Consider the following 13,073-nt stretch of genomic DNA (forward strand, 5'->3'; position numbering starts at 1 on the left):
AACGCTCCTTTTGTTATTGATTGCAGCCCGCACCAAAACCGATGGTGGAGTTGTTGCGGCTGTCTTTGGTCTGGCTCTTGGTCAGACCCTGGCAGGGCAGTTCCACCACGTTTAGCGGTGGCTCGATGCGCAGGTCCATGGTGTCCAGCCAGACTTTCTGACCGGCCAGCTCAACCTGCACCAGGTCCAGCGCCTTGTTGTACTGCAGCACCGTCAGCGGCTGGGTGGGCGCGTCCTTTTTCAGCAGCTCACGCTGTTGTTTGCCCTGCTCATCCAGCACCGCCACCGGGTCGGCCAAAAATGCCTTGATGCTGTGAGTTTCCGCCCAGGCGCCCTGTGCGAAGAGGGCGGCGAGCAATACGAGGAAGCTTCTGTTCATCCTTGGGTTCCTTGAGTCAAACGACAAAGTGGCGCACTCAGCGACCCCGGTCGAAGAAGGCTTCGATCCGTTCGCTGAACAGCACCAACGACAGTAAAACGATGCCCAGTACGTTGACTGGGGTGATGTGGCTCATGCTCAGCAGCACACTCACGGCGAAGAGCACCAGCATCACCGCCAGCCACGACGGGTAGGGCGAAGTAAACAACCGGGTTTCCAGCGTTGGCCAACGGCTCCAAGTGGGCTGGTTTGCCAGCCGCCGTGCGTGCAATGCCTTGAACACTGCGATCAGCGCCAGCAGGCCGAGGGCCAGCAGGTCCAGCCAATTGAAGGGCAGGCCGGGAAAGTTGGCGGGTTCATGCTCGTAGTCCATGCCCGCGTTGATCAGGTTGTCCAAGGCCATGGCGTGCAGATAAACGCCGGGAAGCTGGCCGTGGACGGGCGACTCCACCAAGTCCCCGGTAGAGGTGATACGGGCGCCGACCAGCACCAGGCGATCACGCAGTAACTCGGCGATCAGGGCCTGATCGGCCGGGTTGGTCACCTCCAGGTCGGTGGCCGTCAACGTCAGCGTGTACGGGTAGCGCTGCTGTGCCGAGTCATCGAGCTTCCAGAACACCGCTTGGAAGAACTGCGCCACGCCATCCAGAAAAAAATGCCGTGGCGGCGCCGCATCGGGCAAACCGGCGACCTGCGCTTGCTCCGGCGCGAGCTTCAAGCCCCATTGCACGGTGATCGGTTGTCGCTGCGCAGCGGTTTGAGCGTCCGCCGGCAGCTGCTCGCAGGGCTGCGTGGCACAGTACGCGCGAAACAGCGCCAGGGCCGGTGTTTCCATCAAACCCAGCGGCGTGTGCACTGCCAGCGGGTACTTGTCGTCAACCCCTTCCCAGGACACCAGGGCCGGGCGGCTGACTTCGACAAATGGTGCCAGCGTGTTGGCCTGGCCGGCCTCACCGCGCGCCACGCCGGTATTGGCCAGCCACAACGGGATGCCCTGGCGCTGAAAGCGCTCAAACACATTCGCCAGTAATTGACTGCCCCGCGCCGGGTCGCCCAACGAGTGGTCGTGGCTGTACAGCAAATCCACAAATACAGCCTTGGGCTTATAGGCCAGCAAGCGCTTGAACAACTTGCTCTGCTCGCCATAGGGCATCGGCCACGACGTGTCATTGCGCATCAGGTACGCGTCATCGATCACCACCACCGCCACCTGCCGCTGACCCGCATTGGGGTAGTGACTGGCGAACATGCGGTTGAGCCACTGCGCCGACGCCTTATCGCTGGAACTGGCCAGACCGAAAGGATCAAGGATCGCCAGCAGCACGATAAGCGCCGCCAGCCAATAACGGCGACGGTTAAAAAGAGGAAGGTTCGACAACGTCCGTGTCTCGATAAATAGGCCAAGCGAGGCAGGGTTTTAACGGAGCGAGGAGGGGGTGTCAATTGCAAAAATGGCAAAGTGCCATAACTTGTCTGAGGGAGATGGCCATGGGTCGTCAATAAAACCGCAATCTCCCGGCCGGGCACACACCTTCTGTTCGCCTCTGAGATATCGCGTCACGCGGTTTGCCTGGAAGCACCAAAAAACGCCCCGACGTTTGCACGTCGGGGCGTTTCTCTTACTGCCCGGTGTTACAGGGCGACTCCAACACCTTCACCACATCATCAATCACCGCTTTGACCATCTCCTGCAAATAATGCGACGCCCAGGCATAACGGTCCGTCTCCTTCGTCACCGCCGCATCTTCTGCGAGCAGCTTGGCGACGTGGAGCAAATCGGAAACGTGGTGCAAGGCTTCGTGCAGGGTGACGCCGCTGTTAACGCGGAATAGAGGCTGGTTGGAGTGAAAGGAGAAAGGGGTGACGCCGAGGGTGGTTAGTGCGGGCGGATTTGTAGCGGTCATTGGTAGAACTCCCATATCGAGTGAGAGCTACCACGTTCGATGTTTCAACGAATGCGTGGCGCTTTTGGCGCCTGCATCAAAATCGGGTTCTCAGGCCCGGTCGCTGAGTTTGCAGCGACTTTGGGAGGTTAGCGTGGTGGGGAGAGGGGAGCAATCAGGAATATGGATGTGTCGGTTTTCAGCCGATCCAGAAGGGGGAGATGCCCTGCTGATGCAATTATTGGTTTTATGGATACGCCATAATTATTGGCCAGCCATAATTTCGCATAAAAGCGCAGATGCTAGCGAAAGGGGCTAGATAGGGGCTGTAGCCCATCCGATCAGCAAGAGATGAATCCGAACCTCGGATATGAAAATCGGGGGGCAGGTGAACAGATCATTCTTAGTACGTGGTCTGAACCTATCCCTTCGGAGCTTGGTGCCGTGGATAAAAAACCGGACCTACTGACTTGTAATCAGTTGCTCAATTAGCTGAGCGCTTCTGCATACCTATGATCACCAATCCTCACGACGCTCCGAATGCTGATGCAGAATACGGAACACCATCACTCGATCGCCTTTCAGGCTATAAGTCGCTCGATACGGATACGTGGTGATAATCAGCTCCCGGCAATCGGGCACGGGAGACGCTTTCCCAGCATTAGGAAAGCGCTCCAGCACCTCCAAACTGTTAAGGATATGGAAGACGGCTGCTTCTCCCAATTCCGGCCCGACTAAACCTTCGTAATGCTCGTAAATTCCATCCAGGTCACTTTCCGCTTTGCTGCTTAACGCGATCTTCGGCACGCTTTACCCACTTGGCCTTTACGGCATCCAGATCAGTGACGTTACCGGCCTCAGCATCCTTGATGCCTTCTTGCACGGCTTTGAAATGCCAGGACTCATCAGCCATATAGCGGCTCAACGCCCGCTGCAGGTGGTATTGACGGTCGCGGTCGGTCGCGTGTGCCAACTGATCCAACTCGCTGGCAAGTTCAGGCTTTACTCGGAAAGACAGAACGGGAGAAGCGGCCATAACGTTGCTCCATACATTTTCTGTATACGCTGTGTACACGGTATGCAGACGTTAGGCTCCGGACGGAGGTCGGTCAATAGCGGTTTGTCGGTTGGAAGAGCGTAAGCGCTCCATAAACCCCACCGACTTCAAAATGGGGGGGCTTAGCTAGGCGATGCCGGCGAGCAGTTCCACGGCAACAGGGCTTCGTAATCTTCGACAGAGGTCGCCATTGGCAGGTGCTCCAGTACGTGGCGCAGCCACGCATAGGGCTCTTGGCCGTTGGCTTTGGCCGTCTCAACCAAGCTATAAAGTTGGGCGCTTGCCTTGGCACCTCTGGGCGTGTCGCTGAACAGCCAGTTCTTTCTTCCGATCACGAAGGGGCGGATGGCTCGTTCAGCGGCGTTGTTGTCAATCGGCAAGTAACCTTCCTCGACGTACCGTTCAAGCTTTTCCCAGTTGTTTGCCAAGTAGGTAACTGCTTTGCCAAGTGCATTCTGTGTAGTCACATAGGGCAGTGTTTTGCGCAACCACTCTCTGAGTTGCCCCATTACGTGGCAGCTCAAGTCCTGACGAGCTTTTTTTCGTACCTCGTCGCTCTTCTCTTTGTAAGCGATCTCGATACCGTACAACTTGCTGATCAGTTTCAACGCTATATCTGCACGCCCCGTCTTGCCTTTGGGTTGCACTTTTTGTGCTTCCACGAACTTGCGACGAGCATGCGCCCAGCACCCTAGGCGCTCGACCCCAGCTTGCGCGCCCAGCGAGTTGTAACCGGCGTAATCATCCGTCATCAGATAGCCGCGATAACCTTCGAGCAGGCGTGACGGTACCTCCTGCGCGCGGCTGGTGGAGTAGTCAAAAAGGATTACGGGTTTATCTGGCGGGCCGCCGGTTTGCACCCACATCCAGGACTGGCTGGCTGGGTCTCGGTCAGGCTCTTTCAACACCTGCACCCGCGTTTCATCGCAATGGATGACGCGGCTGGCTAGCAGGCTATCGCGCATTAAATTCAATAGTGGCTGGAAATGTTCGCCGCACTGGATAACCCAGCGTGCCAAGGTCTGACGGGGGATATCGATGCCGTGACGACCCAGCACTTTCTCAAAGCGATGAAGCGGTAAACCGTCCACGTACTTGGTGGTCAGCAGCATCGCCAGAACACTGGGGCTGGCCATGCTTTTTTCAATCAACTGAGCGGGTTTGTCCGCCGTGACTGGCGCCGTTTCGCAGTCGCGGCAACCATAGACTTTACGAACGTGCTTGATCACACGGATCTGCATCGGCACGATTTCAAGCTGCTCGCTGACTTCTTCGCCAATGGCGTGTTTACGGCAGCCGCAGACGCAAATCAGTTCATGCTCTGGAAGCTCATGGATGACTTCGATACGCGGCAAGTCGGCCGGCAGCTTTTTGCGCTTGCCGCGCTGCTTGGTCGGAGCGACGACCTCTTCTTCTGAAGTCTCTGTGGCAGGCTCAACTTCATGTTCAGCTTCGTTGAAAAGCGCCATCTGCGGAGTCGCTGGATCGACCGTTTGCTCAGACTTTCGGGCGAACAGCCGTTGCCTTAGCAGCGCTACTTGCTCTTCGAGCACACCCACTCTGGATTGCATCTTCGCAAGCATCTGCTTGAGCAATTCAGGATCATCCGGGAGGTCTTCGGGCATGGAATTCATGCCCTGGATTATACCGAATCAGGCTACGAATCGCGGTGTCAAAACTTGATGAGGACGATTGCGCCAGAGGTCGAAGCCATCGAGCATCCAGTTGAGTTCCTGGACGGTCAGAACTATCGCCTCGTCGGTGGCGTCAGGGGATGTTTTGAATCGTTCGGACTCGAGACGTTTGAGCCAAAGACAGAAGCCGTTGCGCTCCCAATATAAAATTTTCACTCGGTTGCGGGGCTTGTTGAGGAAGACGAAAAGCACGGGGTCGAATACTGCGACTTTAATATCCAGCTCGACTAGCGCAGCCAAGCCGTCGATCGATTTTCGGAAGTCGACCGGCTTGGGGTACAGATACACTTTTTCGACTTTGGCATCGGGTCGCATCATGGCGAGCTGGCTCCTGAGAGAATCGGGAGCACAGCATCCGGGATCAACCAAGCGCTTTAAATGTGGGGTTTATGGAGCGCTTACGGAAGAGCGGGGGCGTATCGAGGGATTGTGCGGGAATTACAGATACCCAGAAACAACAAAGCCCTCACATTGCTGTGAGGGCTTCGTCTTATATGGTGCCGGCACCAGACGAACGGTAGCTATCGGCGGGGCTAGGTTTTCTGCGGGTCTGGAATTTGGTGGAAAATTTGACGTACCCCAACTAGTAACTATAAAAAAATCAGCTAGTTATGGCGTCCAGTGGAATCGAACTCGGGATTTTCGAGATGTCAGCGACGTTGTCGCCTTGTAGGCAAATTACTCAGTACCGGATACGAAATGGTAAACCTCCTGAGTGCGAGCGTTGTCGATGCCCGCCGCGTACAGATAGGTAGAAATCGGCTTGTGAATATTCAATCCAGGCTCGCCTTCCGCTAAAAAATTTCCATTCAAATTTGTAAAGGAAACTTTGGGCGATTCACTAATAATACGAGACGTCGCCTGAGGCATCGCGACTGATCTGGCGGAACCTAACTCGTCCAACGGACTGTCGACTCGTAAAATACGCTCCTGAAATTTCGAGAGAATCGTGAGAACCTGTGGTAACGGTGCGAATATCGAAAGTTGTAAAACCTCTGTATTCGTCCCACATAGGGTTTTTAGGGATCGCCCGGTAGTGGTAGTAGATTTTGCACTGATCAAATTCAATGGTCGGCGTCGTTTCTAGCGTGACGGATTTCGAAGTTTCGGTATGAATGTCGATCTGCATTCGTATAAAAGATTGTCGAATGATCGCGCGAGCAGGTATTGATTGCGTTTCTGAAATAATTATTTCTCCGTCCCAAATTCCGTTTAAATCTGGAAAGAGATCCCTGTAGAACATCTTCGCGACTTTCCAAATACGGCGGGCGAAAAAATTCTTTGTAAGCAAAAAAATAACAGCAAACGCAGCCCATGGAGCAATTTTGGCTAAACTAAGCAGCGGCAGTTCAGAATCCCATCGTTTCCAGACCAGATAGGCAGCAATGCTTATTAACGCAGTGCCAATTACAAGAATTTTAATAATTATGTTGAAGTTTATTATTCTAAACATTTTTATTCCATGTCGCTGAAGTCATGTAATCGTCCTTTGCCACTACTCTTAGCAGAAAGTAAAGCGATGTAGGCCTCTCTCAGTGTCGTTCCAACGCCGACGGAAAAAGAAATTTCTTGCTCTGCAATTTTCTTGATCTGGGAAAATATTATATTTTTATCAAACTCTGAGCAGATAGATCCTGCGACGCCGTCCGCAGCACAGAAAAGTATTTCGAAGCCTTGGGATTTTAGAAAATATGCGATAGATTGTGTTTTTTCTTGAACGAGATCGTTAACTCGAACGAGTTCTTTCGCATTATTAGTCAAATATGCCGATGTGATTTTCTGCCCAATATCATCGCCATCAATAGTAACGAACTTCATATTCACCACGCGCTGCGCTGAGTCTGGATGGCATAGTAGCATGATGATGGGGCCTCTTGGCTGTAGCTGAGGTAGCGGATCCGCCATCAATAGGTCAGGCAGGTGCAGGGCTGGCCAGCGTTGAGGCTTCCCTTGAGGCCTGGTGTAGAACCGCAACTATCAGTAAGTGGCTCATTGCCACAGGCGCCACTGCCGTGAGGACGTCAATTAGTGCATACCGGCTCGGCTTCATGACGCTGGACCCACAAGTCAGAGCGCATGTCGACTATATATTAAACTTTCTCGCCATTAATCCCAAGCTTGGTTTTGGAGTTGGTGAAGAGCCCGCCTTGCACTGGTAGGTGAGAGACCTGATAACGTTGGTGATGGCGTAGTTTTTGTTGATTGATCCTCCAATTTGGCGGGTTGGCGTGTAGTGGCTAACAGTAACAATGCGTTAACTTCTGACCTGCGCGATAGGCAGTAATTAGCTAAAATAAACCAGTCGATGTTTCTACGAAAGTAAAAGCGATTCAACCCCTGCGCAATTGAGGGTTGCCCTGTCGTACAGGTTGGAAATTTATTTGATGCTATTTACAAATGAAATGTAGGTGGTATCGACAGGCTATTGAATTTCTGTCAGCTGACAAATTCCAAATTTAGAAGCTAGCGCGTAGTAGTTTGATTTTCGACCAATTATTATAAGCAGCAGTGTAATGCCGTGTTCTCGGATCATTGTTTTCCAGGTGCGTAAATCGGTCCCGGAAGGTATGGGGTGGTCTTCAGGATGAGTGTGCCATTCGCCTAAATAATTGTCTTCACCTTTGCTAAGCACCCATTGCTCTTCGAGGACTGCTTCATGGCCGCCTTCCCGACGATCAAATCTAAATCGAGACCTGGAATCAGAACATTGAGGTGCAGTAAGACTTACGGCCTCTAGGTTGTGAGATCTTCGCTTTCCGATGATTATGCCGCCGGCTTCGGTGTCATGAGATTTTAGTTGTTTATGTTTTTCCATCTCGATGATAAGTCGGTTGGGGATAAGAACAAGATTTCCCCACTCTACCGCTATGAATGATTTCGGCTGCATATTGGGCAATGTGCTCTTCTTTTTGGGGAATTGGGTTTGACGAGTTTACCCTGCTCATGATCAATGGTTATACTTCTGAATGTAGGGTTCGGCTTGCCTCGTGCCCAGGCCAAAGCTAAGTCAGCAGCTAGAGCCGCTGCATGAGTTGCAGCCGGTACAGAAAATGGGACAAGCCACTCTCCGCAAGATCCCAGATGTTTGAATTTTAACTCATAACCAGCGCGCATTACCGAGAGCGATGCCCCTGGCTGTGCAAAATCCAAACAATGCAAACATGCTTGAGCTTCATCGTCCATAAGGTAGGCTTGAGCGCCGCATCCTGTGCCTACAACCCAGGAAAAAATTATGGGTGGGAGCTCATGAGAGACTTTTGATTCGCTTAGAAACTGCGAAAAACCTGGACTGCCTGTCGCATCAATAATCAAGTCAGCCTGCTTTAGAATAACGAGGTCTTTCACCCGTGTACTAGAAGAAGCTAGATTTATTGCTGGGTACTTTTTAATTAGATCTCGTTTTAGTGAGTGAGATTTGACTTCTCCGATTTGGCCAAAACCCAAATAATGTCTGCCAATATTTCCCACGGAAAGATAGTCATTATCTACCAATAATAGACGGCCGCCCAGAAAGCCGGCTCCTTGTTTGGCTAACAAGTCTGCAAGAAAACCTCCAATCGCACCACAACCAACCAATACAATGTTCTTGCTGGCCAAGCCAATTACATCTTCTGTGACATTACGAGAGATCCATGATTCCGGGTCTGTCGGTATTGGCGTGAACCGTTTAACTTCAACGTTTTTTGCGTATCGTTTTATTACTGTTCGCATGAATCTTTCGGGAGAGCTGGTTTTTACAATATTTCGTGCGAGGTTTAGATCTAAAAATACTGCACAAGAAGTATTAGTTGCACGAATTAAAAGGAATATAATGTTTCGGCGTGCCTTGAATGAGTCCTTTAATGCTTCTAATAGTCCATTTTTTCCAGCGTGGTCAATGGTCGCCAACCAGTCAGATAAGGATTTTAAGTTCTTTGGTGGCCAATCCACTGGGATCGCACCCAATGGCGATTTTATATCAACTACTCTGAGCAAAACTTCGGAGAAAAGTTTTTTTGCATCCCAGGGTTCATATCTATTTATAAAATCTACATCACCTTTTCCCATGATCCAGATCGAGTGATTCCGATCATTGATTTTCGGTAATTCAGCTATACAAATATCGTCGTGGAGCCCGGGTCGGATATCTTTCGATAGGTCTAGAAGTATATCCAGGCCTGCCCAGTACGCAGGAAATTCATCTTGTGTGTCGATCAATGTTTCATTGTCAATTGTTCGAACAATTAATTTTTCTGCAAGTGCCAAGCACCCCAACACTCCTGCGCCTAGATTGTCCCGTGGTAGGTGGGCTTGATCTTTACCTATATAACAAAGAAACCCGTCGCTGCTCATATGGGCGCAGGCTTTAGGGAAGTTTACAGGTCGCTGAAGAATTTGAATTATGGGTAATGAAACCAGTGACCGATCCGGGATGTAAACCTTAGCGGCAATATCTACTCCTTTTGCCGACAAGTTACCAGTATATATAGGGAACGGGGAGCTAGTTAAAAGCTCAAACCCCCGCCCCCTGAGTGCAGAATGTACGTCGCTGAGATCCATATTTATCCAGATGTTCTATTACCAATTGGCAAAATGGCCGGAGTTTTCTGAGCTGCGGAGGATTTGACCGTTTCAACAACTACCCTTTTCGGGTCATTTGGTATGCGCGACCCAAATTCGGAGATGAGTAAATTGCAAGCCTCTTGCGGAGTAGCGCTGTTCTCTAGCGCATCCTCTATTTTTTTTGCCAAAGTTTTGAAACGTTCAATAACGTCGCCCCGAATACCGTCATCGTCAAGCCTCTTCGCCAGGTCTTCTTGTTCTCCGTCAGGTTTGGTGGCCGTGGTAGGATTAATTAGTTTTCCAGCAAGAATGGCTGGTAACTTCTTAACTACATCTAACAAAGCGAGGTCATCGCGTGCATGTACTTGGGTATCAAAAGCCTTTGCGGCTGCCACCATGAGCAGAATTGACTTAGGATCACCATTCTCCCATGTCTGATGGTCGCGCCAACCTTTGAGATAACGCATTGTATATCGAAGCTGCTCCGACTTCAGGCTGACTTCATTGTCTACCCATTCTTTTACGGGGCGCGGGTCATTATCTCGCCAACCACGATCTTTTGTTGCCATAAGGACACCATGAGTAGGCATCAAGTCCCAGTTGTCATCTTCCGGGCTTTGGACTAGCGCTAATGCCTCCATTCCGAGGCTGTCGAGCATTGCGCAGCGGGCCTCCCTCAATTTTTCAAATTCAAAGTCAGGGATGCTATAGACGGGAACGTCAATATGTTTATCTGGCGCGATTTCCAATCGGGTGCAATTCGGATTGTCATCAAAAAGCGTCCAGCCTTCGGTCTCGTCGGCGAGTTCGCGAAGTACTTTTTCAACACTATTGAAAAGCGCCGCGCTCACTACAGAAGGCGGTTCCTGCTCAAGGTAGCTAAAAGGGAGGTAAGCACCATCATCTAGGTCTGCCTGCTGAGGAGATCTACAAGGAGCATTCAAAGTTTTGTAGGCCCAGGAGCCCTGTGTAAAGAAGCGCGGGCTCCGTACTTTTTCGTCTGACTTCAGCTCCTTTTGAAGGACGCGGGGAAGGCGATCTCTCAACCTGCTACGGATTTGAGTGCGAGCGCTCTGCATTTCGGTACGATCCTCATCCTCCAGCGTCAATCGAGCTAGGTAGGTATCTTCATGAATGGTGCTTCGAAGCAGGCTGTGCAGGTTAAATTTAGGCATGCTACCGACCCTTGAGGTGAGATTGGATCCACTATATGCTGTGATGGCACTAGCTGTCCAACACTACATAGAGGGTTTTGGGGGCATTTTTTTGCCCTAGATGACCTTTAATCGGTGAGAGAGCCGATTGCAGTTCTAGCCTAAATATCCCTTTGTGGGCCATAGGTTTATGTATCCGCTGGGGGCGTTTTTGCTTGGAAATGTTCCGCTAGTCTTCAAACATGTGGGGGCTGGTGTGAAGGTTTTCGGCGTATGCGTACCTTAGCCATTCGGGTTCTTTTTATGGAGTAAAAATCCAGTGCATAATCACGAGTACGCGCTGCTAGGTGGGGTAAATCGTGCCTTCATAGGTCGCTACATCAGCCTTGCTGCCAGCGCTGTTTCTGGACTGATCGTTTTTTCAGTTTTATCTGCGGTCGATCTGGCTGAGAAGTTTGGAATACCGGTTAACTTGCCTCCAACTGCTTTGTCATTGGTGGGCGCTGGCGCAGTTTTTTCACTTCTATATATGCTTTTTGACAAGTTTATTTGGAGGTGGGGATACGCATCTAAATGGTTGAAGGTGCCAAATTTGTCGGGCGAGTGGGGCTGTACAGGACAAACCATAAATGACGAAGGCCAGATTCGGTATGAGTGGGATGCAGATGTTACAATATGTCAGACTTGGGACAAGATTAGAGTTCGACTGAGAACCGCCCAGTCGGGATCTAATAGTATAGCTGCTGCCCTTGTTTACGACGAAGCAGACGGGTTTCGGTTGTTATACAACTACAGAAATGATCCGTATGCAGATCAAGCGGAGCTCCGAAGTCATGTTGGTTTTGCCAATATACTTTTCGATAAAAGTTTGACATCTGGATCGGGTGAGTATTTTAACGGTCATGGTCGTCCAACATTTGGAAGAATGACTTTTCGAAGGAAGTCCGCATAAATCACCAGGTAGTTAGAGCAAGTCGAGGCCATTTACGAAAGGAGAACAATTCTTTCTAGAATAATTAATTGGAATGAGCCTCGGGTATAGTTCACTTATTAGAACCATTTTAAGTTAGTGTCGAAAAATAAATTCTGAGTTTCGTTTATTGCTTGAGCCGCCAGGGTTTTCCTAGGCGATGAGTGATCAATTGCACGGTCAGTAAGTAGTAATAGTGCGTCGATTCAGTGTGCTGGTTTAGGTGGTGATTCAAAAACCACGCCAGATGTTTTCTTTGCCAAGTCCATGGATTGTCGCGGTGCCAACGCTCAGCGATTGCTGTTTGAATAGTCTTCGCCTGACGAAGATGGCGTTGGCGTGTGGTATGCGACCCGGCCAGGAAGCCCGCCAGGAACAACTCCATATCGAATGGCTCACTCATGCTCGACCACCAATGTAAGCCGATACTACATCGATACGACCGTGCCCGAGTTCATCGCTGATTTGCACTCGTGCATCCTTATCTAGCCGTCGGTCGAGTTGATAGCAACGGCCACCGTTGACGGGCGCGGGATGATGGGTGATTTGCTCATAGCGCTCGCAAGCATAGGCCGCCCGCAATTCGTGGAAGCCTTTGACGTTGTGCTTATGGAGGATGTCCCGTGCGGGTCGCACGATTCGCTGTTGGAAATCGAGGTAGCTTTCGTTCGGTGCAAGCAGGTTGCGACTACCGTCGGGCGAGATCTGTTCGGCAAACCTCAGGGCGTCACGAATATGATCATCTGCCGTAATCCAGCGAGGTGCCGAGGCACCTGAACGGCCACCTTTGGTGCCATCCTGGATGTTGATCTTGCCGTACTGTTCGGCCTCACGTTTTAGGCGTGGTAGGTCGGCCAAAATGGCCTCGCGTAAGCGCATGCCTGTGGCTCGCGTTAACTGAGCGATGGCCGCAGCGCGCGGCTGCTGGTGTTCGCAAAGCACCTCTACGATCCGCTTCACGTGTTCGTAGTCTTGGCCTTGCGGCACCGAGCAACGAACGCTGGTGCGCCGCATTCCCAGCGCCTTGCTCGGACTCGGCACTTTCACATGCTGATCACCGCGAAGCGCTGCGAGGGTCCGGTTCACGCTAGACAACCGGTTTAGCGCGGTGGCTATGGCGAGCTCACCTTGTTCAACTTGCTGACGCAGATGTCCGGCGTAGTCCAGCAAGGTCTGCCAATTAATTTGCCGCGCATCGTTAAACCCCGGCCCTTCCTCCGACCGACACCAGCGTACAAACGCTTGCCACCGATCACTGTGCGCCTTGACCGTGCCGTAATGCCCGCCGCCAAACAGGTCTCTCAGTGCATGCGGTCCTGCATAGCTCAGTTGCCGGCCATAGCCAAAATTGCGCCCATCCCGTCTAGCTACTAATCCCATGACCATATTCCTCT

At 51.4% G+C, this 13,073-nt stretch carries 15 protein-coding genes; 1 reads left to right on the forward strand and 14 read right to left on the reverse strand.

Annotated elements, in window-relative coordinates; translation table 11 throughout:
* Nucleotides 1-13: 13 nt before the first annotated feature.
* The 12 genes from ACA065_RS01420 to ACA065_RS01475 form a co-directional block, all read right to left on the reverse strand.
* Nucleotides 14-379: a hypothetical protein gene (locus ACA065_RS01420; protein ID WP_497693014.1), complete on the reverse strand. Its 366-nt coding sequence runs from the start codon at nucleotides 377-379 to the stop codon at nucleotides 14-16.
* A gap of 37 nt (nucleotides 380-416) precedes the next feature.
* On the reverse strand, nucleotides 417-1,757 hold the full coding sequence (locus ACA065_RS01425) for a CHASE2 domain-containing protein (RefSeq protein ID WP_497693015.1): 1,341 nt from the start codon (nucleotides 1,755-1,757) through the stop codon (nucleotides 417-419).
* Nucleotides 1,758-1,998: 241 nt separating this feature from the next.
* A complete protein-coding gene (locus tag ACA065_RS01430; protein ID WP_497693016.1) occupies nucleotides 1,999-2,283 on the reverse strand; it encodes a DUF3077 domain-containing protein in 285 nt (94 codons plus the stop codon).
* Nucleotides 2,284-2,778: 495 nt separating this feature from the next.
* Nucleotides 2,779-3,069 (reverse strand): type II toxin-antitoxin system RelE/ParE family toxin, encoded by a 291-nt coding sequence (locus ACA065_RS01435; protein ID WP_497693017.1) that lies wholly within the window; start codon nucleotides 3,067-3,069, stop codon nucleotides 2,779-2,781.
* Nucleotides 3,032-3,298, reverse strand: coding sequence for a CopG family ribbon-helix-helix protein (locus ACA065_RS01440; protein ID WP_497693018.1), 267 nt, complete (start codon nucleotides 3,296-3,298; stop codon nucleotides 3,032-3,034). The genes ACA065_RS01435 and ACA065_RS01440 overlap by 38 nt, the downstream gene beginning before the upstream one ends.
* A 143-nt stretch (nucleotides 3,299-3,441) precedes the next feature.
* The gene (tnpC, locus tag ACA065_RS01445) at nucleotides 3,442-4,953 is read right to left on the reverse strand and encodes an IS66 family transposase (protein ID WP_497693019.1); all 1,512 of its coding nucleotides are present in this window, start codon (nucleotides 4,951-4,953) and stop codon (nucleotides 3,442-3,444) included.
* Between the two features lie 18 nt (nucleotides 4,954-4,971).
* Complete coding sequence (tnpB, locus tag ACA065_RS01450) at nucleotides 4,972-5,331, reverse strand: IS66 family insertion sequence element accessory protein TnpB (protein WP_024647222.1); 360 nt, start codon at nucleotides 5,329-5,331, stop codon at nucleotides 4,972-4,974.
* 523 nt (nucleotides 5,332-5,854) lie between these two features.
* On the reverse strand, nucleotides 5,855-6,466 hold the full coding sequence (locus ACA065_RS01455; RefSeq protein WP_191950399.1) for a Cap15 family cyclic dinucleotide receptor domain-containing protein: 612 nt from the start codon (nucleotides 6,464-6,466) through the stop codon (nucleotides 5,855-5,857).
* A 2-nt stretch (nucleotides 6,467-6,468) separates the two neighbouring features.
* Nucleotides 6,469-6,918, reverse strand: coding sequence for a mCpol domain-containing protein (locus tag ACA065_RS01460; protein ID WP_244653321.1), 450 nt, complete (start codon nucleotides 6,916-6,918; stop codon nucleotides 6,469-6,471).
* Between the two features lie 517 nt (nucleotides 6,919-7,435).
* A complete protein-coding gene (locus ACA065_RS01465; RefSeq protein WP_497695280.1) occupies nucleotides 7,436-7,900 on the reverse strand; it encodes a Mov34/MPN/PAD-1 family protein in 465 nt (154 codons plus the stop codon).
* On the reverse strand, nucleotides 7,879-9,552 hold the full coding sequence (locus tag ACA065_RS01470) for a ThiF family adenylyltransferase (RefSeq protein ID WP_078731131.1): 1,674 nt from the start codon (nucleotides 9,550-9,552) through the stop codon (nucleotides 7,879-7,881). Before ACA065_RS01470 ends, ACA065_RS01465 begins: the two co-directional genes overlap by 22 nt.
* 2 nt (nucleotides 9,553-9,554) lie before the next feature.
* Complete coding sequence (locus ACA065_RS01475; protein WP_497693020.1) at nucleotides 9,555-10,730, reverse strand: CBASS cGAMP synthase; 1,176 nt, start codon at nucleotides 10,728-10,730, stop codon at nucleotides 9,555-9,557.
* A 298-nt stretch (nucleotides 10,731-11,028) separates the two neighbouring features.
* Between ACA065_RS01475 and ACA065_RS01480 the strand changes: the two genes are divergently transcribed.
* Nucleotides 11,029-11,661 (forward strand): Cap15 family cyclic dinucleotide receptor domain-containing protein, encoded by a 633-nt coding sequence (locus tag ACA065_RS01480; RefSeq protein ID WP_497693021.1) that lies wholly within the window; start codon nucleotides 11,029-11,031, stop codon nucleotides 11,659-11,661.
* Between the two features lie 145 nt (nucleotides 11,662-11,806).
* On the opposite strand, the gene ACA065_RS01485 is transcribed toward ACA065_RS01480, so the two are convergent.
* Entirely contained in the window at nucleotides 11,807-12,082 is a 276-nt protein-coding gene (locus ACA065_RS01485) for a hypothetical protein (RefSeq protein WP_497693022.1), read from the reverse strand.
* Nucleotides 12,079-13,059 carry an integrase domain-containing protein gene (locus ACA065_RS01490; RefSeq protein ID WP_497693023.1) on the reverse strand — a complete coding sequence of 327 codons (981 nt, stop codon included), beginning with the start codon at nucleotides 13,057-13,059 and terminating at the stop codon, nucleotides 12,079-12,081. The genes ACA065_RS01485 and ACA065_RS01490 overlap by 4 nt, the downstream gene beginning before the upstream one ends.
* Between the last annotated feature and the right edge of the window lie 14 nt (nucleotides 13,060-13,073).

Source organism: Pseudomonas sp. LBUM1640, assembly GCF_059716225.1.